At 60.0% G+C, this 24099-nt stretch carries 25 protein-coding genes and 1 tRNA gene; 1 reads left to right on the plus strand and 25 read right to left on the minus strand.

Translation table 11 applies throughout. The annotated features are described in order from the left end of the window. Position 1: 1 nt before the first annotated feature. The 16 genes from BN1012_RS16670 to BN1012_RS04990 form a co-directional block, all read right to left on the minus strand. Positions 2 to 1471 carry a glycine-rich domain-containing protein gene (locus BN1012_RS16670; RefSeq protein ID WP_052534615.1) on the minus strand — a complete coding sequence of 490 codons (1470 nt, stop codon included), beginning with the start codon at positions 1469 to 1471 and terminating at the stop codon, positions 2 to 4. Further along, positions 1468 to 2331, minus strand: a complete 864-nt coding sequence (locus BN1012_RS04920) for a hypothetical protein (RefSeq protein WP_043948760.1) — start codon at positions 2329 to 2331, stop codon at positions 1468 to 1470. Before BN1012_RS04920 ends, BN1012_RS16670 begins: the two co-directional genes overlap by 4 nt. Before the next feature lie 9 nt (positions 2332 to 2340). Continuing rightward, a complete protein-coding gene (locus BN1012_RS04925; protein ID WP_043948761.1) occupies positions 2341 to 3915 on the minus strand; it encodes a hypothetical protein in 1575 nt (524 codons plus the stop codon). Then, the gene (locus BN1012_RS16675) at positions 3912 to 8993 is read right to left on the minus strand and encodes a phage tail tape measure protein (RefSeq protein ID WP_052534618.1); all 5082 of its coding nucleotides are present in this window, start codon (positions 8991 to 8993) and stop codon (positions 3912 to 3914) included. Before BN1012_RS16675 ends, BN1012_RS04925 begins: the two co-directional genes overlap by 4 nt. Further along, positions 8993 to 9331 (minus strand): DUF1799 domain-containing protein, encoded by a 339-nt coding sequence (locus tag BN1012_RS04935; RefSeq protein ID WP_043948762.1) that lies wholly within the window; start codon positions 9329 to 9331, stop codon positions 8993 to 8995. Before BN1012_RS04935 ends, BN1012_RS16675 begins: the two co-directional genes overlap by 1 nt. Before the next feature lie 62 nt (positions 9332 to 9393). Continuing rightward, the gene (locus tag BN1012_RS04940; protein ID WP_043948763.1) at positions 9394 to 9813 is read right to left on the minus strand and encodes a hypothetical protein; all 420 of its coding nucleotides are present in this window, start codon (positions 9811 to 9813) and stop codon (positions 9394 to 9396) included. A gap of 92 nt (positions 9814 to 9905) precedes the next feature. Then, a complete protein-coding gene (locus BN1012_RS04945; protein ID WP_043948764.1) occupies positions 9906 to 10850 on the minus strand; it encodes a phage tail tube protein in 945 nt (314 codons plus the stop codon). A 65-nt stretch (positions 10851 to 10915) separates the two neighbouring features. After that, positions 10916 to 11203, minus strand: a complete 288-nt coding sequence (locus tag BN1012_RS04950) for a hypothetical protein (protein WP_043948765.1) — start codon at positions 11201 to 11203, stop codon at positions 10916 to 10918. Between the two features lie 8 nt (positions 11204 to 11211). Next, positions 11212 to 11649, minus strand: a complete 438-nt coding sequence (locus BN1012_RS04955) for a phage tail terminator protein (protein WP_043948766.1) — start codon at positions 11647 to 11649, stop codon at positions 11212 to 11214. Beyond that, positions 11646 to 12104, minus strand: coding sequence for a phage virion morphogenesis protein (locus tag BN1012_RS04960; protein ID WP_043948767.1), 459 nt, complete (start codon positions 12102 to 12104; stop codon positions 11646 to 11648). Before BN1012_RS04960 ends, BN1012_RS04955 begins: the two co-directional genes overlap by 4 nt. Continuing rightward, positions 12104 to 12529, minus strand: a complete 426-nt coding sequence (locus BN1012_RS04965; RefSeq protein ID WP_043948768.1) for a gp436 family protein — start codon at positions 12527 to 12529, stop codon at positions 12104 to 12106. Before BN1012_RS04965 ends, BN1012_RS04960 begins: the two co-directional genes overlap by 1 nt. 16 nt (positions 12530 to 12545) lie before the next feature. Further along, a tRNA-Met gene (locus BN1012_RS04970) sits at positions 12546 to 12623 on the minus strand. 93 nt (positions 12624 to 12716) lie between these two features. Next, positions 12717 to 13163 carry a hypothetical protein gene (locus BN1012_RS04975; protein WP_043948769.1) on the minus strand — a complete coding sequence of 149 codons (447 nt, stop codon included), beginning with the start codon at positions 13161 to 13163 and terminating at the stop codon, positions 12717 to 12719. Next, complete coding sequence (locus BN1012_RS04980) at positions 13163 to 14107, minus strand: major capsid protein (protein WP_043948770.1); 945 nt, start codon at positions 14105 to 14107, stop codon at positions 13163 to 13165. The genes BN1012_RS04975 and BN1012_RS04980 overlap by 1 nt, the downstream gene beginning before the upstream one ends. A gap of 45 nt (positions 14108 to 14152) precedes the next feature. After that, positions 14153 to 14569, minus strand: coding sequence for a capsid cement protein (locus tag BN1012_RS04985; protein ID WP_043948771.1), 417 nt, complete (start codon positions 14567 to 14569; stop codon positions 14153 to 14155). A gap of 45 nt (positions 14570 to 14614) precedes the next feature. Then, entirely contained in the window at positions 14615 to 15781 is a 1167-nt protein-coding gene (locus BN1012_RS04990; protein ID WP_052534620.1) for an OmpH family outer membrane protein, read from the minus strand. A 488-nt stretch (positions 15782 to 16269) separates the two neighbouring features. On the opposite strand from BN1012_RS04990, the gene BN1012_RS04995 reads away from it, so the two are divergent. Beyond that, positions 16270 to 16470: a hypothetical protein gene (locus tag BN1012_RS04995; RefSeq protein WP_043948772.1), complete on the plus strand. Its 201-nt coding sequence runs from the start codon at positions 16270 to 16272 to the stop codon at positions 16468 to 16470. Here BN1012_RS04995 and BN1012_RS05000 read toward each other — a convergent pair. Genes BN1012_RS05000 through BN1012_RS05040 form a run of 9 tightly spaced genes read right to left on the minus strand, consistent with a single transcriptional unit; the run spans position 16467 to position 24026 of the window. After that, entirely contained in the window at positions 16467 to 17120 is a 654-nt protein-coding gene (locus BN1012_RS05000; RefSeq protein ID WP_043948773.1) for a hypothetical protein, read from the minus strand. The genes BN1012_RS04995 and BN1012_RS05000 overlap by 4 nt on opposite strands. 18 nt (positions 17121 to 17138) lie before the next feature. After that, positions 17139 to 18416 (minus strand): PBECR2 nuclease fold domain-containing protein, encoded by a 1278-nt coding sequence (locus BN1012_RS16680; protein WP_052534622.1) that lies wholly within the window; start codon positions 18414 to 18416, stop codon positions 17139 to 17141. Between the two features lies 1 nt (position 18417). Further along, positions 18418 to 19953: a DUF935 domain-containing protein gene (locus BN1012_RS05010; RefSeq protein ID WP_043948774.1), complete on the minus strand. Its 1536-nt coding sequence runs from the start codon at positions 19951 to 19953 to the stop codon at positions 18418 to 18420. 1 nt (position 19954) lies between these two features. Continuing rightward, positions 19955 to 21628, minus strand: a complete 1674-nt coding sequence (locus tag BN1012_RS05015; RefSeq protein ID WP_052534625.1) for a hypothetical protein — start codon at positions 21626 to 21628, stop codon at positions 19955 to 19957. Further along, positions 21625 to 22215, minus strand: coding sequence for a DUF3486 family protein (locus BN1012_RS05020; protein ID WP_081826222.1), 591 nt, complete (start codon positions 22213 to 22215; stop codon positions 21625 to 21627). The genes BN1012_RS05015 and BN1012_RS05020 overlap by 4 nt, the downstream gene beginning before the upstream one ends. 5 nt (positions 22216 to 22220) lie before the next feature. After that, entirely contained in the window at positions 22221 to 22526 is a 306-nt protein-coding gene (locus tag BN1012_RS05025; RefSeq protein ID WP_043948776.1) for a VpaChn25_0724 family phage protein, read from the minus strand. After that, entirely contained in the window at positions 22523 to 22999 is a 477-nt protein-coding gene (locus BN1012_RS05030; RefSeq protein ID WP_043948777.1) for a hypothetical protein, read from the minus strand. The genes BN1012_RS05025 and BN1012_RS05030 overlap by 4 nt, the downstream gene beginning before the upstream one ends. Then, positions 22999 to 23571 carry a 3TM-type holin gene (locus tag BN1012_RS16685; protein WP_052534628.1) on the minus strand — a complete coding sequence of 191 codons (573 nt, stop codon included), beginning with the start codon at positions 23569 to 23571 and terminating at the stop codon, positions 22999 to 23001. Before BN1012_RS16685 ends, BN1012_RS05030 begins: the two co-directional genes overlap by 1 nt. Then, complete coding sequence (locus BN1012_RS05040; protein ID WP_043948778.1) at positions 23571 to 24026, minus strand: hypothetical protein; 456 nt, start codon at positions 24024 to 24026, stop codon at positions 23571 to 23573. The genes BN1012_RS16685 and BN1012_RS05040 overlap by 1 nt, the downstream gene beginning before the upstream one ends. Positions 24027 to 24099 lie beyond the last annotated feature (73 nt).

The raw sequence follows: 24099 nt of genomic DNA on the forward strand, positions 1-24099 counted from the left end.
GTTACCACCTCACTATGCAAAGACCGTCTGATCCATCGCCGCCATCGCGGACGCCGCTATGATTGCCTCCTGTTCCCGCACCGCCGAGTGCGGCATCGGAACCAACATTCATGTTTGGTACGCCCCCAAAACCCGGCGAGTGTCCAGGCGTCGCAGCACCAAGAGTTTGGCTCCAGACGATGCCGCCTGGCATGCCGTAGAGGTTTAGGTCTCCGCCGATGCCTTGGCCCGGTGCCGACCCCGCCGAAGCAGCCACAGACGCTTGACCGGTTACGCCACCCTGACCCCCGGTAGCGGACAGATGTGCGCCGAAGGACGTCGTCCCTCCGGAATTACCGTTGGCTTGATTTGCGCCGCCCAGTCCCTTCGACCCTATTGTGACGGTCTCGGACACCGCCAAAGCCGAAACGGCAATTCTCCTGGTCGCGCGGCCGGCACCGGCACCGGGATAGCCGCGTGAGTTCTGAGCAGAGTTGCCACCTCCACCGCCTCCGGTTGCGCCCACTACATCGACTTCAATATGGGTGACCCATGGAGGCAGATCGGCCTTTTCGAAAGTGCCGGAGGCGGTATAGATCGACCTGTTCAACGACAGCTCGTCAAGTTCCAGCGCCGCGCGACCAACAGACGGTGTGACGTTTGACAGCTCGTCGTCTGCCTTGTCCGCAAGGGCCGCTAGATTGTCGGCGACACTCTGAACAGCTGCACTAACGCCAGCAACGGTTGTCACATCGGCATCTATGCCTGCAACAGTGTTGACGGCGGCTGTAATCGCGGCCAGCGCCTGGACCTCCGCGCTGTCGCCAGCAACAGTCGATACTCCGGCTTCGATCCCGGCAACAGTGTTTATGGCAGCTGTGATCGCCGCGAGCGCCTGGACCTCTGCGCTGTCGCCAGCAACGGTCGTCACATTCGCTTCGATGCCCGCAACAGTATTGATCGCTGCGGTGATGGCTGCCAGCGCCTGTACTTCTGTGGTATCCCCTGCAACGGTCGTCACATTCGCTTCGATGCCCGCAACAGTGTTTATGGCGGCCGTGATCGCTGCGAGCGCCTGGACCTCTGCGCTATCGCCCGCAACAGTGGTCACGTTGGCGTCTATGCCCGCAACGGTGTTTATGCTTGCTGTGATCGCCGCGAGCGCCTGGATCTCCGCGCTATCGCCAGCAACGGTCGTCACGTCGGCGTTGATGCCCGCAACAATGTTGATGGCCGCCGAGATTACAGCCACCGCAACAATAGCGTCCAGGTCCGCCAGCACTTGGACAAACCCCGGATCGGCTAGTACCGCTTGCGCCGCTGCAGCCTGATCAGCTGCATCTTGTCCTACAATCCCAAGGTCAACCAATGCCGACGGGAAGTTGTCCCGATGCCCATCAGCACCCATGCCACCTGGATTGGTATCAGGGTTCACCGGGTTCGAATTGTAGTAACCATCCTTCAGACGGTCGATCGATTCCTGCACGGTCATGAGATCACCTCTTCGAATTGCAGCTGGATGGAATTGCCCGACGCACGCGGGATGCGGTCTGGAAGCCTCTCAAAACGTGCCAGGAAGGCTTCGCGAAACAGGTTTGCCTCGTCGTCTGGGTCGGGCACAAAAAGCACCGGGTCCTCGATGTCGTTGCGCGCGGCCGCGTCCTGAAACAGCACGGCTTCACCCTTGCTCAACGCGTCATAGTCAAATCGCGCGACCCGCTGCAGCGGGCGTCGATCGAACACCGCCCGCCCGGACGGTGTGACATCGCGTAGCGTCCGAGAGCGAAAGCCGCGCGGCGTTCCGAAATTGAAATTGAATTCCGGCTGCAACCCCCCCGATGCAAACAGGTGCCCGATGTCCAACGCCAGATCAGGGTTGCTGGTATCAAGGAATTCAAAGCGCGCGTGGGTCGCCTGGATGGCCGGTTCCATCTGCACGAAGATGTTACGGTTGTAGGCAGCAATATCGTCTTCAAGCGGCTGTCCGGTCCACCAGTTCTCGTCTTCCCAATCAAGGTCGGTCGATACAAACAGCGACGGATAGGCCTGGACCCAGCCCGTGTCATATTCCGGTGCTGCGAAGTCATCAGATTGCGCCAGGCGCAAACGATACTTGGCACCGGATGTGATGTTGGTCGCCAGAGCAGCCACGATCGACAGTTTGCGGACCCGGCCAAAGTCGATGTCGAATTGCGTGTCCGCAGCGTCCAAGCTACCGGATCGGGCGGGCTGTGAGGCCAGCCGTGTGGTCTTGAGGTTGTCGAGAGGAAGCGTCAGGCTCCAGTCGCCACCGCTGAACGTGGCAGCAAGAGCATGGTTTGTGGCGTAGAACCTGCCTTGTCTGTTTGACATGTCTTGCTCCTACCCGAATACGCGCAAAGTCATGAGGGAACGCTCAGGCGCTGTCGGCCGGATCGCCATGAGGATCATGTCGGCATCGATGCCGGCGCGTGCGTCCGTGACGCGGATCTCGTTCCCAAGCTCCAGCTGCAACCGCTCGGCCGTCATTTCACACTGGATCAGGAAGGCTTCGCGCGGCGTGCCGTCCGCCCTTGGCCCAAATAGGCTTAGGACGTCCTGAGCAAGTGCCTGGGCATCATCGCCGTCGATCAGCGCCGTTGGCAGCTCAACGATGCGATAGTCCGGCCACAGAGCCTTGGTGGACGCATTTGGTGCGGTTGCCAGACGCCATTCGGAAGAGACAAAGGATTCGCGATCGGTGCCGAGCACGGCTGCCTGCATGTCAGCCCGGCGCATGACCGAGTAGTTGCGTGCGTAGAAAACAGTGACCTCGCCAACCGGCGCACCGCCTTCGGACTGGTCAGGGGCAATGTCGATGATGTCATCATCCACAAGCGTCAGCACCGGCACGCCGGAAGGGGCACGCACGGTAGCGACCTGCCAGGCGCCCGTTCGGTCCGGCAGTGCGAAGCCGCCGATCGACGACGCAAATGCATCAACCGCTTCAAGGCCCGTCACTTCGCTGTCGAGCCACAACCCCATCTTTTGCGGTGCCACCAGCGTGTCGAATGAAGCGCCGACCGAAGCGCCGGCAACGCCTTTCATGGACAGGACGCGCTTGATCAGCGGTCCAGCAGTGTCGTCGAAGCCCGCGCCGTGATCTGTGTCGTTTGCTCCCTTGAGGTCATACGTGACCGCATTCGCAAGCGCGCCTCCAAGCTTCACAAGGCCGCGTGTGCGGTCCTCTTCGTAGTCGGTGGCACCCAGCACCACGTTGTCGAAAACAGCCCCTGTAGAGGTCCCATTGAGTGTCAGGTTTGCGTCACCGCCACCGTTGTAGATCGCGGTGACGCCTTCGATGGACCCATCGTGCAGCTGGTCGACCAGGTCTTGAACATTGGCGGCCCGGCCGGGGATGTTTGCGCGGGTCAAATCACCCAGCGCCAGGGGCTTTGGAACGCCCTTCAAATCATCTTCTGTGCCTTCATAGCCAGAGCCGCCACCGTCATTTGTGCCGGCGTAAGTCACCACCTGCAGATCCGTGTCCAGTTCAGCCCGCAGGTCAAAAACCGGCACTGCAAGCCGCCCAGGTGAAGAAGCGGACAATCGGAAGTCCGGTGCTCCGGCACGACCGACCAGAAGCGGAACGAACTCGTCGAAGTCCTGACCCACCACGCCCCAATAAAGGCTCAACCGGCCCAACGCAAAGCCGCGCAGGTGGTTGAGAGCACCGTCCGCATTCGACAGCACCATCGCACCACCCGCGACCGTGCTAGTGAAGCCAGCCAGATCAAGCGACAGTTCACGGGCGATGTTTGCCGGGTCAATCAGGCGAGGATCGTACGCCTGGCTTGGTCGATCTGCGTCCAGCGGTGAGAACGGCCGCATGGGCATATCTGAAAAGTAAAGCGTGGTTTGCGCATCAGTCGATACGTCGATGACGTCCAGCTCAGCGATGATGGCTTTCAGGCTCATGACAAACCGCCTGCGGCGCGGCGACCAGAGTTGCGGCGCAGGACCATATTGGTCTGCTCGTTCGCACGGCGCATGTCTTCGCGCGTCGCGTTGCCGGCTTCGATAGCGCCGATGGTGCCGTCGCCAGACGCAAGCACTGCACCTTCGAGGCGTTCAAGGCGGGCGGCGATGGCCTGCAGACCAGCATCGATGTTGCCACCTCCAGCCGATCCCAGTGTTCCGCCATTGACGGCGTCCAAAAACTGCGAGCCGTACTGCTCTACCGCTGCGGCGCGGATCACGTATTCACCATTGGAAAGGCGCGCAGGAATGCTGTCGCTGGTCGATGTGCCGGCACCCAGCACCATGCCGCCAGTCGAGAAACCTTGCAGGCCGTACTCTGCAAACCGTTCCGGATCGAGGCGCTGCGCCGCGCGTGCGGATGCGACGTATTCTGTACCGATGACACCAGACAAGTATCGGTCCTCGCCACGGGCATTCTCATAGGCTGAAAGTGCCGTTTCGAGGCGCTCAAAAACCTTGTCAGCGGCGCGCTGCTTTGCTGCCTCTGCAGCTGCCGCCTCAGCGGCGGCCGCCTGGGCACGTGCGGCAGCGGCATCGGCTTCAGCTGCGGCAATGCGTCGATCGGCTTCCGCCTGGGCTTCAGCAATACGGGCTTCAGACGCGATCTCGATGGCTGACAGACGTTCGGATGCCAGGCGCGCCGCCTCAGCTTCAATCGCAGATGCGTTGTCGCTTGACGTGAGCGACACCAACTCGGCCAGGGCTGCATAAAGTGGTGTCGCCTCGCCGGTGAGGGCACTCAGCTCAGCGAGCTGGGCTTCCAGCAAAGTAGCATCCGGCGAATTCGATTGAAGCGCCACCAGAATCTCCGACAGCAGGTCGAGCTGCTGTTCTAATACGTCAGCTTCAGTGTCGCTTGCATCTGCCTGGGCATCGGCAACCGCAGCTGCCTGCTCAAGCAGCGTAGACACAAAATCGAAGTCGGCCTGGAACAACTCGCTGTCTGCAAAGTAGGCGCGGCTGGCGTCGATGAATTGCCCTGCAACCTGCGGCAGGGCCTGCAGGGCCGACACGTTGCCGTTCTCGAAGGCGTCTGACGCGAGCGACTGCAGACGGTCGAACAGTTCCGTGCGCTGGTTTTGCGGCGACAGGGGAGACGAAGAGCCGACGCGCAGGGCAAAGATGGCTTCCCGGCTCGAGACGGCAAAGCTGCGCAGGCTTTCGGCCAACTGGCGTGCCTCGGCAGCTGCAGACTGCGCGGCGCGGCCTTGCTCCTGGGCAAGCAACGACAGGGTGCTGCGGTTCGCACCGATCTGATAGGCGAGGTCGTCACTTAGCCCCAGCAGCTCGTTGAGGCGCTCGCGTTCGGCGTCTGCCAACTGCGCAACGAATGCCGATCGCTCCAGCAAATTGAGATGCTCAACAGCGGCAAGGTCAGCCTCCAGGAGAAGAGCGTCGCGCAGGCGCAGCTCCTGATTGTCCATGAGCTTTTCCCAGGCAGCGCGCAACGGGTCTGTGGCTGCCAGGATGCTGTCGAATGTGCTTTCGTCGAAGTCGTTGCGGAAGCTCTCGAGGGTCTTGGCTTCGAACTCATCAATGGCGTCGATCGCAAGGCCAACGGCAATGGCCCGGTCGCGCAGCGTGTCCATTTCCTCGGTCAGGTTTTTAACTGCCAGCTCAGTCTGGGTCAGACCCTTCGTGCTGTCATCAAAGTTCAACGCCGCGAGGATCTGCTCAAGTTCGCGGATCTCGGTAATCTTCGTGATCAACTGCTCGACAGACCCGCCTTGCGCCAGCGCGCGGTTCACAGCGTCCGAGTCACTCTTGAGATTGGAAGCTGCGTTCTGGAAAAAGCGCTCAATGAATTCTTCAGCGGATTGCGCGCCAGAGACATTGCCCTGACCGATATGTTCTGCGCCTTGGTTGTTGATGACCTGCAGGCCGAGTTGATCCGCAATCTGGTTGACGAACTGCGCCGCCTGGCTTGCGGCATTTTGCGTGACCGATCCATCGGCACCATTGTCAACGCCGGTCGACCCCACAGTCAGTCGTCCACCGGACACCCCGACATTCGTGTGGCCGATGGGATCACCACCGCCCTTGTTGCCAAACAGGCCTCCAATGAAATTGCCGAGCAATGCGCCCACAGCTGTGCCGACAAAAGGTATAGGAATGAAGCTGCCGGCTATGGCGCCAATGCTGCCACCGATATCAGCACCCGCGCCACGGTCGCCAAAGATCGCGTTGCCAAGGAAGTTGCCCGCAAAGCCGCCAGCAGCACCAGCAGGCGATCCCAGACGGCCAAGCGCCGACCCGAAGGTCGTCGGCGCGGCCGGCCCGATGCCACCGGCACCCAGAGACGACAGGCCAAGGCTCTGACCAGTGCTGCCGAAGATGAAATCGGACACACCCCCAAACGACTGTGTGAGGCCGCTGCCACCGCCGCTGAAGATATCGAAGATTGAAGACAGGCCACCGCCCGAACCGCCACCGCCACCGAAGCCCGCCTGGCCAAGGACCTGGCTGATACCAGAGTTCGACACACCAAGCACGCCGCCCAGCTCCTGAACGATGGGTACGATGATCGGCGTGGCGAGTGCCTGGAAGGCCAGCTCCGCGAGCATGTCGAGAAACAAATCCTCGAATGATTTCATCAGCCCTTCAAAACCGCCTTCACCTTCCTTGAAAGCTGTTTTGAAGGCGTCCTTGAAGCCACGCTCGATCTCGCCTGTGAAGCGTCGCAGAAGCTCCTGGTTGGCGTCACGGGCGGCTTGTTCCTCTTTGAGGTCTTCCAGGCGGCCGACATGTGCGCGGGCCTCAGCGCGCGCCTGTGCCTCTGTCAGCTCGAGCCCTGCAGCCTTGGCGGCATTGAGCAAGTCACGGGTTACCAGCTCGACTTGCCGTTGCTCTTCGCTCAGCCCCGCCAGGCGCAGCTCCTCAGCCATGCCGTCCCGCAGGATGGCCAGCTGCTCGATGCGTCGGCCGGTCCGTTGTGCCAGGGCGGCTTCAAGATTGTTGAGCACCAGCTGGCGATCGTTGAGATCGTCGGTTGCATCCGCCCAAGCGCGCACAGCATTCGCCGGCTCGTTGCCCAGAGTGTCACGCAGGCGCTCTTCGAGTTCGACCAAGAGCAGATTGTATTCGGCCTGGTTGATGCTGTTGGTTGCAAGCGCCGCATCGAGTGCGGACAGCCCTTCACGGTAGGACGAGACGCCGGCACCGACCTTGTCCAACGATTCCAGAAGCGACTGGGCGTCTTCATCCAGGCCTTTCAGAAGGGTGGTTGTGGTCGTCGACGTGCTGTCATTGGCGGCATTGGAAGCTGCTGCAACGCCAGCATCGATCTCGGCATACAAGGCAGCCAGCTCAAGCCGTGCTCCCTGCACACCATCGCGTGTGCGTTCCAGACGTGCCAGCGCCTGGCGCGGGTCATCGCCTGGTTCGAGCTGATCGACTTTGATTTCGGCCACTGCAAGAGAAGACTCGCGCATGCGTACTGTGCGCTCTGCAATCGCCAGCGCTGCTTTTTGTTCGGCGGTTGCCAGACTTTCAAGTCGACCGCGCGCTGTTTCTAGCTCCTGGTTGTATTCGAACTGTGCCGAGCGTGCCGTCTCGGTCTCATCGGAGAGAAGGATGTACGCGCTAACCAACAGGCCGGCCGCTGTGGCAACAGCTCCAACAGGATTGGCGGCAAGGAGTGCAAAGAAGCCGCCAGCGGCAACGTGTGCAGCACGGAAAGACAAAGCCACACTGCCAAGCCAACGCACCAACTGAAGCGCGATCAGGCCGCCGACGGCAGCTTCAACCAGGTGGATATTGTCCACCAGTAGGCCAGCCGCTTCCGAGACTAAGGCGAGCGCTTCGCCAAACACGAACCCCATTCGCTGTGACGACTCTGCCAAGTCATCAAAATTGCCGACAACACTTTCGATCGCCGGCGTCATCCCCCGGACAATTCCTTCACCAACACCTCGCTTAATCACGGCCATTGCCGCTTCGAACTGTCGAGACAGGTGACCCGAAGAGTCAGATACCTTTAAAACGGCTTTGTCAGCTTCTCCGGCAGAATTCTCAATGCTTCTCAGAATTTGAGCGAACGACTCGGACTGCGAACCTGCAAGGGCCATCGCTGGACCAATTGCCTCGACGCCCCCGAACAGCAGCGCAAGTTGTTCACTTGCGCCACCCGTCTTCTCGGCAACATCCTCTAGGAAACCAGCAAGGCCCTTTGACTTAAGAGCCGCCGCATTGAACGAGAGGCCAAGCTCTGACGCCAGGTCGGTTGCTTCCTGGCTTGGTTTCAATATGGCTGCGAGGACAGCTCGCAACCCGTTGAATGACACGGAAGTGCTTAGACCGGTCTTGGTGAGTGCAGCTGTGCCAGCAAGCAACTCTGAAAGGGGTACGCCCAGCTGTGCTGCAGTGGTCGCGACATTGCCGATGGATGCGGATATCTCACCGATCGTGGTCTTGCCTTCACGCATGGTCGCAAAAAACATATCGCTAACCATTGATGCCTGTTCAGCACCAAGCTCGTAGGCATTCAGTGTAGACGTCAGGCCATCGGCTGCTGTGTCAACTTCAGTCAGACCTCCGACAGCCAGCTTGCTGGAGCTTTCCAGCACTGCACTGGCTTCTGCAGCGTCCTTAGCACCAGCGGACAGAATGGCGTAGGTCGCCTTGATCTGATTAATGGGCAATTGGCCGTACCGAACGGCGAGCCGGTCAACATCTTCTGCTAGCTGGGGGAGCACATTGGTGTCATCCAGCAAGGTAGAGACTTCAACCAGCCCATCGCCGAAACGAAGGAACTCTTGACGCGCGTCTCGGAACACCACTGCGATAGCGGCTGCGCCGATCAGTTGAAGAGCTGTCTTCAACCGCACCGCACCTTCTCGCGCCTCTTTGGACGCAGGACCGAACGCTTTGGTTTCCTGATTGAGTTTCTTCTGTTCAACAGTCGAGGACTTTGCCGCACGGCCGACACCATCGGATGCGTCCTCGAGCTGGTTCAAGACGCGGACGGATCCGTCATCCTGGACCTGAACCGTGAGAGAAATCACGCGATCAGTCATCAGCGTGCGTCCTTTGCCCAGGCGTTGATGGCAGCAACTTCCATGACCCGGAGGTCAGAGAGCGTTGCGGCGTTCCATTCCACACCGAGCGCACGTGCCGCACTTTCCGCGCGCATGTAGTCGAGACCTGTGCGAACGATGACGACCTTTTTTGTGCCGGTGACCACGAGCTGGTCCCATTGCGTTTCGCACGCCGTGAAAACACGGAACGAACTGGCATTGTCTGCATCGACCTGGACAGGTGGCAGGCGGGTTTGAGAATTGCCTTCGACATGCTTTGCGGCGTCTTCAGCTCCAGCGGCGCGAAGGGCACGGGCCACCTTCGCCGGGTTGGTCATTCGCCGCGCACCTGTGCCCGCATCAGGGTGCCGCCCGGTTGCCCAGGCGTGCGCGACGTCTTTTAGTTTTTTGGTTTGCGCCCGTTGAGCGCATTGAAGTACTCGGCAACCACCGCTTCTCGCACGGCAAGGTCCTGCATCAGCCCGTCGCGGACGGCGTCAGAAAACTTGATCGGCACCTTCTCGCCTTCTTTGTTCTTCTGGACGAGGCCGTCGCAATCGACCCAGACTTCGTTCATCAGGCGCTTGTGACCGTCCTTGGCCACCATCGCAGCAAGCAACATGCTGTTAGCCATGGGGCCATCGTTGGCTTCTTCCTCAACGGCCATGACCTTGTTGAGCTCGTCTTCGGGTAGCAGTTTGAAATGAGCGTCAAAGCCCATTTGAACGATGTTGTTCTTGTCGGTTGTGTAGGTGAATTTCACCGTGCGTTTGACAACGCGGTGCTGGCCTTTCGGCAGGACTTCAAATTCCAGAGACATGACCGGGTATCCTTCTTGGGTTTGACGATGGACCGGAAAAACGGTCCCGCATTCACCTTCCACATGCGAGGCCGCTTGAGCGACGAGGGCTATTACGTGAACGTGTATTTCACCTCATCGTCACCGCCGTCCGTCGCGGTGAGCTTGATGTCGAGCTGGTAGGTACGCTCGTTCTCGTGGGTGCCATGATTGACGTCCACGATCTGCACCTTGGGTGCATCGACTGTCAGGATGTTGCCTGCCGTCGTGCCATGCACGACCTGTAGTGCTGACTTGGTCTGAGCTGCCGCCAGGCCCTCCGGGTTGAAGGTAGACAGATCCTCCGGCATCAGCACTTCAAGGCGCCCTGCAAGGTTGCGCTTGCCGGCAATACGGACCGCTTCCTGATTGGGAAGATTGCGATAGCTGACATTGCCAGGCGCGTTGAATGTCATGTTGACCAGGACAAGGTCAGTCCCGCCAAGTGTCACCGTTGGCGTGTTGGCATCCTCGATCGGCAGCGGATCTGTGAAGTTTGAATAGTCGGCAGCGGCCGCGGGCGCCTGATCAGCGGGACCCACATAGAGACCCATGCCGTTCAAAATGAAATACGGCATGTTGCCGGCCTGGAACTCAAAGCCCAGGGCGGCACGCCATCCCAGCAGCTTTCGCAGCTGCTCCTTGTAGTACGCGTACATGCTGACGCTGTCGAAGTCGTCCGAGACAGGCGCATAGGCAACGCTCGTATCAGCGACAATCGTCTCTGCGTAACCCGCCGCAAGCAGAATGTCGGCAAAGGCCGGCGCGACACCTTCGGTGCCTGAACCTGCGGCTTCCAGCTTGAAGGTGTTGGAATAGTGAATGCCGGACAGGATGGACGGATCACCACCCATGCCGGGACGGTCCAGGTCTCGTGACACTTCCTGTCGATCCAGCGGGTTGAGCTGGAACGCGGAGGTGAGCATCGAGTTTGCGCCCGGTGCCGGCACAGAGTCCGTGCCGTAGGTGGTTTCCTTTGAGGCGATGATAAGAACGTCGTCTTCTGAAACACCGTCCATGATGTGGCTCCTAAGCTGGTGTCTGCGGCCTCAAAGCGGAGGCGAGATTGGTGAATGTGCCGACGCTATTTGCGACCGGCGGCTAACTTGGGTTTGGTGGATTTGGTCTTGGTTGATGAAGACGCGGCCGGGGACGATGCGTTATCCCCGGCCACGCCTGTGCGCGGCGCGGCCCGGTCCGCCAGCGCTGCACTCTCCGTGTTGGTCAGCGCGCGTTCCTTGCGGCTTGTGGCTTTGCCCTTCTCATCGCGGGCACGGTCGCCTCGCGGATCGGAGCCGGTTGCAGCTTCGACCTGAACGGGTGTGGCGTCGGTATCTTTGGCCGTGTAGCGGCCACCTTTGTTGCGGGACATGTCGGCTCCTAATCTGTCGGACGGTGAAGGTGGTTGAAGGTGCAGGTGATCTGCCACCAAAGGCGGCGCTTCTTGCGGTCAAAGTCGACCAGGCGTTGGCGTTTGATGGCGATGGATGACTGCGCGCCCTCGAGCATTGCGCCCATCAGCACCTGCAAGACGGCATCGCGTACGGGCTCGAAGTCCTTGATGCCTGCCTCGCCGGAACGGCTGGTGTCCTTGAAGGCCAGCAGAACGGCGAAGCCGCTTGCTTCTGTCTGGGCAACTCGACCCGGCGTCTTGTTGTTGAGAAAGTCGCCGCCTGCCGGCAGCACGAATGCTGAAGGAGAGCGAAGCGTCGACTCGTCAGCTGCAGCCAGGTCAGCCATAAGCCCAACGTCTTTGAGCGCGTCGACACCATCGTCTAGCAGCTGTTGCACGAGGCTGAGGCTAGGCGTTTTGATCATCGCGCATCGCCCCCGGTGCCAAGCTCAGAGACGAAATCGGCAACGATCAGCTCGATCTCTTGCAGATCCGCGTCGTTGACACCCAGAAACGGGCGCGCGGGCATATCGACCGCGAGGCCGCGACCGGTCTTGCCGCCGTGTTGATGGATCGCGGCATATATGACGTTGCTGCCAACGGTCACAGCGTCAGGCGTGGTTTCGTAATTGATGGACGCCAGGAGGTGTCCCCGGTCGACCAGGGTTTTGCCGTTCTCATCGAGCGCCCGTTGGGATGGCAGCCAGGGCGTGCCATCAGGTGCCTCGCCGGTTTCAAAACGCTCCAACGTGCGGTCTTCGAGATAGCTGCCGATCTCGTCCATGGCCGGCGAGTAGTCAGACAGACGGGCGCGCGCTTCGCTGACCACATGGCGCAGCTCGCCGTCTTCAAATGTGAGGGTGATATCGACGCCGGCCATCAGTAGTCCGCCAGTGTGTCGGAGGAAAACACCTTGTCGCCGGCAACGATGCGCGGGCCACCGCCGGACGAAGGCGTCTCGCCTGGGTCGTCCTGGTCACCCAGCTGCGCGCGTCCGGCCGCAACGTCGCGCAGGAAAGCGACGGCATGGTCAAACGCTTTTTGAACGGCCTCGGTCGGGCCGTCCTGATACAGGTAGAAGCGTGCCAGATCGGACGCGGTGCGTTCCAGCACGTCGGGTGGATCGGTCAGCGGCAGGGTGTAATGACCGGACAGATAGGAATTGATCTTCGCGTCCGCATCTTCGAGCGCGCGGTCAAGCACACTGTCGACGATGGCTTCAGCCGAGCCGTCGCGGTCCGTGAGCTGCTCCAGCTCTTCGGCTCCGAAGCGGTCGATCAGGTCCTGTTTGCTGGCGTAGGTCACTGTTGTCCTTGATTATTGGTTGCGGGGGCAGGATTTGAACCTGCGACCTCCTGGGTATGAACCAGGCGAGCTGACCGTGCTGCTCCACCCCGCGTTTGTTTCCGGCGGTGGGACCAGGCGCTACGTCAAGACGCGCAAGACCTGGTCCCTATCTCCTGGGCCGCCGCCGCGACCCGCTGGGTATTCTTCAGTCTCCGGACTTCTTCTCCGCTTCGACCTCTGCCCAGAGCTTGTCGCGCTCGGCAGCTGTCAGCTTGAAATCGTCGCCAAGAACCTTGGCCAGGACGGGTGTCAGAACTTCCGTCTTGGGCTTGCCGGAGTTTGTGAAGTCGGCGGGCTTTGCGTCACGCATCGCCGTCTTGATCACGTCCTCGCGGGAAATGGTGGCGGCAGTGCCGGGGCCAGATTTTGAGGATGCTGACTGGGTGCCGCCACCAGCGCCGCCCTGTTTGGAAGCTTTCGACTCTTTGGTCTTTAGCTCCCCGCCAACCCATTCCGCATCGCCGCGAGCGGCCATACGGTCCAGGCTTGCAATGGCGTCGTGGTCGTCGTCATCGACCTCGACGAACTCGCCCGGCTGATAGCGTTCGCCATTCAGCCGGAGTTTGCTGTTGAGTGAGTAAGCGCGCCCCATTAGCCGCCAACCACGTCAGAGAGCAGGAAGCCGGCGTCTGCGCCGACCAGCTCCGCAGATCGTTCATCGGTCACACCTGCGATCCAGCTCTTGGAGCCGCGTTCCCATGCCATGGGTTCAACGAATGAGTGACCGGCCAGCTGGTAGGTGTAGCCAAACGACGGCACACGAACGGAGCGGCGACCTTCCGGTGCCACATAGGCCAACACAGCTGCGTTGCCCCAGATGTCCTGGAAGTCTTCGGCGTCTTCGTCTTCCGCGTAGATACCGCGCGCAACCACGACCCGGTCGACATTGAAATAACGGGCGAGGATGTCTTCCGTCACGCTGTCCGACGATGTGTATTTCGTCTTTTCCAGCAGCTTGGGGTGGTCATCGAGCGCCCGGAACGACGGCGATGTAATCACCAAGGTGTTGGGGTCGCGGCCAATCTTCTTGCGGATGGCTTCCTTGCCGTCGTTGATGACCTCCTTAGGGTCGCTGTCGGGATCATCCCACTGGTCGTTGCCTGCGAGTGTGACCTTGTTGGAGGCGGCATAGTTGGCAGCGTTGGTCGCCAGATTGGCCTGTTCGACTTCTTCGTCGAGGGTCATGACGTCAAGAACGCTGTCAACGGCTTCCGTCTGCAGGTTGATACCTGGACCCGCTTCGGCTTCCTGAACGTGCTCACGCGGCACTACCGCGTCGAGAGCGTACTGGTTGAGAGAGGCCGGCAGGCCCTCGTAGCCGAAGTTGACACGCTTGGTATCCGTGCCGGGGGCACGGCGCGTGTTGTATTTGACGAAGCTCGCCTTGTTGAACTCGATGCGCTTGAAGCCACGCACCGGCACGGTGACAACAGGGAAGAGAAGCCGGCCCACACGTTCCGGGTGTGAATAGCCGCGTGCGTGGTTGGTCAGAATGGGATCAACGACGCGGGCGGATGAATTGTTGAGCGGTGCCATGAAGCGGGTTCCTTGTGGCTGGTCGAGTGGGTTGGAGGCGAGGCGCTAGCGCAGCTTCGCTTCGATGAAGTCACCGGCAGCTGCAGCTGCTTCCAGCGCATCGGCGAATACGAATTCAGGCAGATCACCACCTGTGAGGATGTCGCCATTCGCGCCGGACGAGGTCACGTCCGTTGCGCCGGCATCAAGACCAAGCGCGCCGGTGGTGGGGATGGCGCGGCCCTGGTCATCGACAATCAGGCTGTCGCCAACTGCGATGGCGGCACCGGCCTCGATGACCGTTGTGCCGGCAACGCCAACGTCACTTGCCTCAGTGTCGGCCGCCGCACGCTGTGACACACCTTTGACCTTCTGGCCCTGGGTGTCGGCTTCGGCATTGTCGTACCCAACGCCACGGAAGGCGCGGACTGCGCCGCTGGCGATATAGGTGATGGCGTGTGTGACGTGTGACTGCTTGCCCATTTCAGGCTCCTGTTTTGTCGAGACGAGGGTGTGCGAGTAAGCGGACTAGCCGCCCACGGCGCGAACAGCGTCCAGGTAAGGGGTGTTGGGGTGGGCGGCCTGGTGAGCCACCGCCTTGTTGTGAAGGGCCAGCTGGGCTGGATCGACCTCGTATCCGTCCGGTGACGCAAAGTTGACCGTGCCGGCGTCGGCTTCCTGGTCATCCGCGCTGATCTCGCCAAAGTTGATGACCGTTCCCGACTTGCCGAGCAGGTCGCGGAAGTAGTCGAGCGGCGTCGTCTTCTCGGCGTCGTCACCTTCACCGAATTCAATCGTGTCGCTGGGGTCCAGCGTGTCCATGAACTCCAGCGTCTGATCCTTGAGGCCCGGTGCGAACTTGCCATCGGCGATCAGCGCGTCCAGATGAGCTTCGTTCTCGGCTCGGCGAGACTTCACTTCTGCTTCGGCAAAGTCAGCCGCCTGCTTGTCCAGCTTTTCCTGACGAGCTTTCAGCTCAGCCTCCTGGGTTGCCAGCGTTGCGGCGCGGGCTTCGAGTTCCTTGTCATCCGTTCCGGACATGGTTGTCTCCTGGTCGGTGGGTGTGGGATCGGCAAACGCCGGGGGCGTATCGCCGTCGTCGGTGCGCATGTCAGATGCGACCTGGCGGAATTCCTGCAGGGCGTAGCTCGGGAGAACTTCATCAGCCTTTTCCAGGCCGTCCTGCTCGATGAACTTGTCGCGCAGCCGGCCAAGCAACCAAGCGACAGTGTTCCAGGCAGATGCCTGAGCGCGCTCTGTGGAGACGGCAAACTCCACAACGCCGTCATCAGCATCGCCAAACTCAATAGGGTCCAGACCTTTGACGGCGGGAGCCTTGGCACCGAGAAAGCCCACATGGCGGAGTGCCAAGCGGCCGGGCGTCGGGTTGCCTTTGGCCTGCGGCAAGTAGAACGAGGCAGACACCTTCTTGAACGCGCCATTGCCCACCATCTCTGCAAACTCTGGATTCAGCTGGTCTGGCTCAGCGGTCAGCTTGCCATCGACAACCGACAACCCTTTGACCCATCCATAAGCGGGTGCATCCGTCTTGGGATGACCGATGACCATAGGTGCTTCGTGGATGGCCGGGTCATAGGCAGACGCTGCCGTCGCCAGATCCGCCTCGCTGAAAGTGATCGAGCGGCCGTCCATGGCGGTCTGCGTGCCGGGGCTGAAGATATGGATGGGCTTCACCGGGTGTCCCTAGATCTCGTTGCAAGCATCAATTCGTGCGCCGCTCAAATCTGCGGCTGGCCATATCGGCTTTGAGTTGCAACACTGCCCGTGTGGTGGCAGCTCCGGCATCCCGACAGGTGTCGGGGGCGGGGATTTCAGCAAGTCCCTCAGCTGAGCGGCAAAACCTGCGATCACCCGAACTTCTCTAGCCAAATCACCGAAGTCGCCCAAACGTCCCTGACAGGACGTTTTGCAACCCCTTTTTGAACAGTTTGGGGGCGTTTTTAGGGGGTGGCAGCTATGACGGGCCGCAAAAAGCCTCGTCGCGCGTCAGCGGGCGAATATGGGCGAAATTGAATTGTAACGAGTTGAGGGGTATATTCGGATTGTCATCCGGCCCTGTTAGCGCGCGAGCTACGCCACCAAGGAGGCCGGGACAGAAGCCCAGATGTCCGCGCGCTGGGCTTCATGTTTTTCTGGCCCGTGAAACCGCCGCGGAGGGTGTGATGGCTGATGACGAGAAAAAGAAGGGGATCGGCAATTTTGCCGAAAGCCAGAAATCAGGGCCCATCTTCGGGACTCACGAACGGGTGCGAAAGTCCGAACGACCAAAGTCCGGCAAGCCGAGGTTGAAGGCGCTGGGATCCGAGAAATTGAAGCCCGGCAAGATCAAAGGCAGCAGCAAGCCGCCGAAACCAAAACACTAACGCACCAGGTACCTGACCTCGATCTCGCTGATTTGATCGGCGGGGATGTAGGTCATCGACGCGCCGGCGCTGTCATCGAGCGGCTCAATTTCAAGCCAATCGACCGTCGCGTCTTGGCGAACCCCTGTGACGTAGAGCGCGATTGATCCATCTTCACCATAGATAGACGGGCCGAAAGGGAACTTCTCCCAAGCCTCGAGATTGTCGCACATAAGCTGCTTGCCGCTGGTCTTTCGTACGACAAGCTGCGTCGGTCGGGCGGACGTCGAGACGCGGACACAGTCCCAAGCGGACACGTGGCCGTCGGAATAGGAAATGTCTCCAGCGCGTAACGTTGCGTTGAAAACATCCTCCCCCCAACGGCGCCAAACCCCGGCTGCGATCAATACTGTCGCGAACGCGGCTGTTGAGGCAGCCAATGCCGCTAGGGCTGTAACCTCGTCTGGCGCGGTAGGCGTGAGCCTGTCAATCACGAATTCAAACGCAAACTTGGCAAGCGCAGCGAAGACAACGGTGATGAAGACGATGTCGATCGTTCCATGACCCTTCTTCTTGCCGGTAAAGGCCACACGGTAGGCCGCAAAACCCGCCGCCAAAACGACCAGCGTGGCGAATGGCAGGTCGAAAACGCTCTGGATGTCGCCAAACATCTGTAAATCTCCTTTCGTCTACTGGCTTCGCCGATAGGCGAGGACACCACGCCTGGACCGGTTGATGTTTTCCATCTTGTCGAGGGGATGCGCTGTCACACCGGACCACCCGTCCGGCCCAACGTCAAACACTGAAACAAAGCCGCGTGTCTCGCCTTCTTCCGTGCCGCGTAACAAATAGCGGCGACGCAATAACCAACGGCCTGTCGCCTTGTGCTCTTCCCAGTACCACCAAATCTCGTCCGGCTGCATGATAGTAAAGGCCAGGCGAGCGATATCAAATGCTCGATTGCGCTTGCCGATTTTCAGCGTGCCGTCTGCCTGAGTGAACAGGTCCGCAGATATCACAACCGGCTCGCCGATCTTGTCCACGAAGACCACCGGCCGCTCGCGCGTCGCCCCAAAGGCAGTCAGAAAACTGGACAGCTTTTCTTCGTCCGATGTGCCTTCGGGAAATTCCAGGCGCGGCGGCAGCGGCCTCGGCGCAGGCATGTCCACATTCGCAGGCGCGTTGATGACTGCCGGTGTCGGCAGCGGACCCGTCTTTGGTGGTGGCGTCAAAGCTCGCATATGCGCGCGGCCGACATTGTAAGCAAAGCCGGGAGAGATGCCTTTGGGCAACCGCTGGGTCTGACCTGTGCGCCTGTTGCGATAGATCTTCGTGTCTTCAAGAAAGGCTTTGACTTCTGCTTCGGACGAGACCTCCAGTCCAAGCCGCTTCATGTCGCGGACTGAGAGCTGGCGCACGATGCACCTGCACCGAAACCCATTGGGCGGATAGTGCGTATCCCAGAAAGGATGGTCCCAGGGCAGCAAGATACTGCGCCAGGCATAGTGCTCGTCGCGGGTCCGGTCATCGTCGACGATTACATATCGCAGATAGGGCCGCCGGGCTGCGTTGCGCTCGATGCGTTTCCAGCGACCTGCAGCGTGAGCCGTGCGAAGATTGGTGTCATAGATGATATCGAGCCGCCGCGGACTGCCGAGCTGGACGTCTCGCACTTCGCCGGTCAACGGATCTGTTGCTGACTGCCGGCCCCACCATCCCTTGGCCTGTAGAACAGGCGTTAAATTTTCTTTGAACGTCGCGAGCGTTGTGCCCTCTCGCAGGGCCTTGTCCACTTCCTGGCGAATGTCCTGCAGGATGTCCAGGCGGGTGGCCTTGGCAACAGTGAACGCGCGGGCATGCTCTTGCTGCCAGACATCCCGCCAGTCAAAGCCGACCTTGTAGCCCTTGCTCTCAAAGTAGCGAACGGCGTCGGCCGGGGGACGTGCACTCAGCTCAACCTGTTCCACGTCAGCCCTCGTCTGTTGGGTTGGCGTCCGGATCTTCGCTACCGGATATCGGCGCGCCGGTTTCGCCGGTCAGTCGGGCGCTGAAGCCCAGTCGCGCCATGTGCTCTGCGAACTGCGCATCGTCCATGCCATCGAGCCGGTCGACGATCTTGTCGCGGAAGTCCTCTATGCTCGTCGCACTTTCCAGCTGGTCGCGTATGGGGTCAACGATCGGGGCCATAAGTTCTTCCCAATCGCTGTACAGATCACCGGTTGCTTGCTGGATGATGTCCGGTGACGACGCGTCGCCTGGCTCCGCAAACTGTGCCGGCGTCTCTTGCCCTGGCTGCAAAGCTGTTTGTGTGGCGTCTTGCTGTCTTGTCGGATCGGGCTCCCAGCCTTCGCCATAGGTTTCTTTCACATACTCAGCACTGGGCCGATAGCCCATCTGATAGATTTTGGTGTCGCGCTCAGCCAGTTTGTCGAGATCTTCCGGTGGCTCCACCGCACGCCACAACTGTGGCGGCTTGGCTCCTGGGTAGTTCCATTCGGTCAGCCATTTGGCCGGGCCCTGGTTAAACGACGCACACAGGATGTCGGCGTCGGCCTTGACCACATCTTCACGCACATCGAGATGCACTTCGCTTTGGGAAAGCGACGACCCGCTATCCGTGGTCATGGTTTGGGACAGGATCACTTTCGAGATAGACGCGTCCATACGGTCGTGGAACTTATCGAAGTCAGCAGCGCTGCCGCGTGTCGCCTCGAGCAGTTCGGCGATCATGCCATCAGGCATAACGACAGCACTGTCGGACCGCATGGCAACAAGAGCGCCAAGCAGCTTGTTGATATCTTCTTCAGACGTGCCGGCGGGATATTTGCCGATGCTGGTTGGACCGCCATACTTGTCCAGAAACGTAAGCCAGAATTTTAGATCATGGCGCTTGAAGAGGGCGGGCCAGAAGCACCAATAGGCGAGCCCACGCCCGTAAAGTGTGTCGTCGTCTTGAGACCCAGAAGTGAAAGTCCAGAACTTGCGTGCCGGCATCAGCTCGCCTTCGTGCATGTTGTTCTGGGTGAGCAGTCGCAACCCGCCGTGCTTGTCGTAGCGGAAGCGACGAGCGCGTCGGACCTTGATGGCATCAATAGCGAAGGTCGCTCCATCCTTTACCCAAAGCATCTCGCCGATGGCATAGCCGTAAAACAAGCCGTACAGCATCTTGCGGCAGGCTTGGTCGAAGAGGATGTTGTCGAGCTGCTCGGCCAACATGTCCGCTGCCTTCTTGCTGGCGGTGTCGGTTGCGCCTTTGGCCGGCCGCACTTCCCACTCAGCCGATACCAGAGCTGAAATACGCTGCTGGAAACACGAGAAGACTTGAGCGTCTCGCAGCACTTCTTCGTAAATTTCCAGACCGCCGCCGCGCGCGGCAAGAATGGGATCATCGTTGGGCCGAAGCGCCCCGACAAACGGCTGCGTGATGTCGCGGCCGTCAAGGCTGGTGGCAATCTCGGTGATATCCGGCTTGCTGGTTTCAGCGTCTTGTGTGGTGTCTTTCATGTTAGAACCCCGTTAGGTCAGTGCCGCCGGTCACGACGCCAAAGCCAGTGCTTCGGTCAATACCACCGCCAGTTGGAAGTGCAGATTCGCTCGCACGCCGTTGGCCGGATGACCGGAAGTCCATAGGCGCGCCTTCTCGTTTGGAGGCGTACCAGGCAAGTGCCCCGGCAATGGCTGTGTCGCCATGGCGGTCATATCCATCGGTGCCCTTGTTGGTCGCACCGCGAGGCACGCGCGCGACGCCATCGTCGTAAACAATTGCCTGGTGGTCGCCGACAATGTCTTCATCCTTGGGCACCGTCATGTCGCGGCCTTCGAAGGCAGATCGATATTGCGGCATGTTCATCCGATACCATTCAAGCGACAGGCTGACCTTCTCCACACGCTTGCCGTATTTGAGATTAGCGGCTTCTGCGAGATAGGCGCCGTTGCCCGTCGCGTCCATTGCGCCAGAGAAGAAACGGGGCAGTTGATCGACAATGAAGAAGAGCACCTGCTTTTGCATTTCATACGGGCAGTTACGCAGCTCGACGACGAAGGGCGTCAGCCGAGTGAGATCCTTGGCGATCTGCATTGGCCAGATACATGTCAGGTCACCGGAGCGCGCAAAGTCTTCGCCAAACGCCGAACGCAAATTCGTATCGAGCTGGTCGAGATGTTCCGCAAGATTGCTGTTGCACCAACGCTCGACAGCATTCGATCGATCTGCGTCGCTTGTCTTGTCCGGATCGCCGAACTCTTTTGGCACGACCCACCGCAAGACAGGTATGCCCTCAACGGCGCAGGCTTCAATCAGCGCGCGTGACATGAAGACGCCTTCGCCCTCGGCCGGCACAACGTCGAGCTCCTGACGCATGGCAGCGGTGCGGGTACCGTAGGACCCACGAATGAGCTCCAGCCAGGCTGCTTTGCCTTCGGGCGTTGGATCTTCGTCCTTCACGTAGCAGCGCCGCTCATACAGACCATTGGCAACAGCGTCCGCGAAGGTAATTCGGTGGACGCTGAATGGGTTCTTGCCGGCACGTGCTTCCGAGACCAGCTCGTTAAATGCATTGCGGGTGCCGTTGTGGGTCGATATCACCCGCACCTTGCCGCCCCAGATCAGGAGGGCGTTCACAGCATCGAGCACCAGGCGGACGTCCTGGTGGAATGCGGCCTCGTCGATCACCACAACACCCTGCAGACCACGGATGTTAGCGGGCCGCGATGACAGGGCCTCAACACGAAAGCCCGACGCGAACCGAATACGGTAGGCTGCGATCTCGCGCGTGTTGCCCTTGTCATCCATGTCCTGGAACATGAACTCGTCGATCTCAAGCATCTCGCCCATGACCACGCGTGCGAAGTGCGCGCAGTACCCGATGAACTCCAGGCCCTTGTCCTTGGTGTCGCCAATGTAGAAGACGTTATCGCCTCCCGCGTCGCGCGCAGCTGCCGCAATCAGCGTGTCGTCCAGTGCTTCAGCAAAGGTGATGCCCGTGCGCCGGCCTTTTTCACAGATCTTCAAGTCGCTGGTGTCGGCAAGCCATTCGCGCTGATGCTCCATCAGCAAACCGGTCTCAAGCGGGTTTTCTTCTGGCAGTTTTAGGCCTGCCATCTCGCCCAGGTCAAAGGCTGTGGGCGGCGGCAGCTCAGGCGTGTTGTCTTGCGCGATTGTATCTGGGTTCAGTTTCATGCGACGCGCTTCTTGACGCCGAGCACCTTCTCTCGGATTTCCTGCACGGCTTTTGCGGACAGCCCGTTGCGCTTGGCAGCTGTCTCCGCTGCGTCGGCGGCATCGCTCACAAAGCGTTCCGCAATCTTGACGCGGGTGTCGACGTTGGTCTTGCGCGCCTGCTCAAGTTTCTGGACCGCAACGGCCGCTTCCTTGAGCATGCCAATGCCAGCGCTTTCGTCTGTCAGGGTTGCGTCCACCACCACGTCATAGACAAGCGTCTTGATTGTTTCGACGAGCAACAGTCCGACATCGCCTTCGGGCTGCTCATCCATGCGTTCAGCCATGACCGCCGCGATGTCGCGAGCGCGCGTCATGTTCTGGCTGTACTTGGCAAAGGCGATTGAATGCCGATTGAACGAAGAGCTTGAGATCTGCGGCTGGCCCTTCGCTTCGATGCGCGCGTTGAACTGCTTGCGGATATCCTCGGCTGTCTCGTTGCGCGCAGCCAACTGCTCGCATGCCCACACGACATCTTCCTGACAATCGTCGGGAAGCATTTCGATTTTCGAAAGTCGGCCGCGTTTGCGAAGGGGAGATTTGGCCATAGAGCTTAATCCGACCGGGCGCTTGGACGCGCGACCCCATTGATGACGGTGCGGCCTGCCACGTGGTCCTCACCACGCTCTAGCAATTCAGCGATATAGACCTCGGACTCTCCGAACTTTTCAATTTTGATTGCGCGAACTTCGGTTAGCCAGTCGAGCGTCTCGCGGACAGTGTGGCGGGCTATGCGATGACCAAGACTTTCCAGATACCGAGACAGCAATGCCTCATTGAGACGCCGGTCCGTTTCCTTGTTGAGAGCGCGCAGAACGATCAGGCGTCGGTCTTCGATTAGGTACTTTTCAAAACTCATGATGGGTTGCCCCCGGTGGCCGCAGCGGCATCTGCAGCCTGCTTAAGAAGATAGTCTTCGATGCGGCGGGTCGTTTCCTGTGTGGTGTTGGAAGTCGCCACAACGGTTTCGAGCCTGCCCTCCAGCTTAGTCAGATCACGGTGCAGGTCGCTGTGATGCTCGAGCGTAGGCAGATGGCGCACCTGTTCTTCAACCTTCACCATGCGGTCTTTGAGCTCCCCGTGAGTCCGCGCCGTATTTGTGCGCATTTGTTCGAGGCTTTCGCGTCGCGATGCCCGCTCGTCTTCGTCGGCCTTGCGGCGCTCTTCCCGTTCGATTTGCAAGGACTCGTTGAGAGCCGCCCTGTCTTGTTTGTTTTGCTCCCGATACTTGGCGGCAGACGCTTCACGGGTGCGCCACCAGGCAAAGACTAACGCGCCGACCGACAGCAAGAACGCGAGGAAGTCGATAGCGACCTTGATCCAATCCGCCACTACTGAACGCCGCGCCCCAAGAGGGTTCCCATGGTTGAGAAGATGCCGCTGTCCGGCTGGCCCAAAAGGCGGCGCTTGTCCTGGCTGCGCTGGTGGATGTTCACACCCAGCACGGTAAGTGCGATACCGAACAAACCAGTCATGGCAGCCACGGCTTCCATGATCTGCGGCGCTTCTGCGGGTTTGAAAATGATCGAGTAAACAATACCCAGACCCATCGCCAGCCAGACGACACCGGAAGACCAGCCAAAGAATGGACGCCAGCCCGACTTCCAGATGTTCTCGTTCGCAAGCTCCGCGCGAATGGTTTCATGCTGCTGGCCGAAACGCGCAGTCTCAGCTTCCAGCGTCATCCGCGTAAGCTCGACTTGTTGCTTGGCCTCCACTTCGATGACCTTTGCCAGGGCATCTGGATCGGTACGAAGAACGGCAGCTACTTCATCGGGCTTTGCTTCAGTGCCCAGGACAGAAGCAACGATCGCGCCGATGGCCCCGCCTGCCGGTCCACCAAGCAACCCGCCGATAAGCGGCGCGGACTTGGCAACTGAGCGACCAATGTCTTTCCAGTCCATCAGAACGTGTCCTTGATGCTGATGGCGATATCGTCATCGCCAAGCACATGAGCCATGTGGCGGAAATCGATGTCGCGAACGCGTACACACCCGAACGTGGGAACCAGGCGCTCGTTCCCGCGTCCACCATGGATGGCAAGACCGGTTCGACCGTTGTCCTTTGCTAGATGGGCGTCACCTGAGATGCCCTCCATGGGTATCCAGCCAATGCCAAAGCGCTCGATCTCTTCTCGAAAAACAACACATTTGGTCGGCGCGTATTCGCCTGACGGTGTGTCCCCGTAGGGATATGTCGAGTGCCGCAATGGGTTTCCCCTTTTTGCGGCGCGTTGGTTGTCGGCTTTGCCACGACACTCGATATCGGCCAAGAGCTGGTTGCCGTCCTCATCTAATACCTTCAAGGTGCCGATGTTGAGGCGGTTCTCGGGCAGGCTGATTTCAATGCGTTTGGCCATGGTGGGTGATGCCCTGATCCGAAGGTGTGTTGACCCGCACAATCAATCGCAATCCCGCATTTTTACATGCCGA

It is taken from the genome of Candidatus Phaeomarinobacter ectocarpi (assembly GCF_000689395.1).
In the GTDB taxonomy this organism is placed as follows: domain Bacteria; phylum Pseudomonadota; class Alphaproteobacteria; order CGMCC-115125; family CGMCC-115125; genus Pyruvatibacter; species Pyruvatibacter ectocarpi.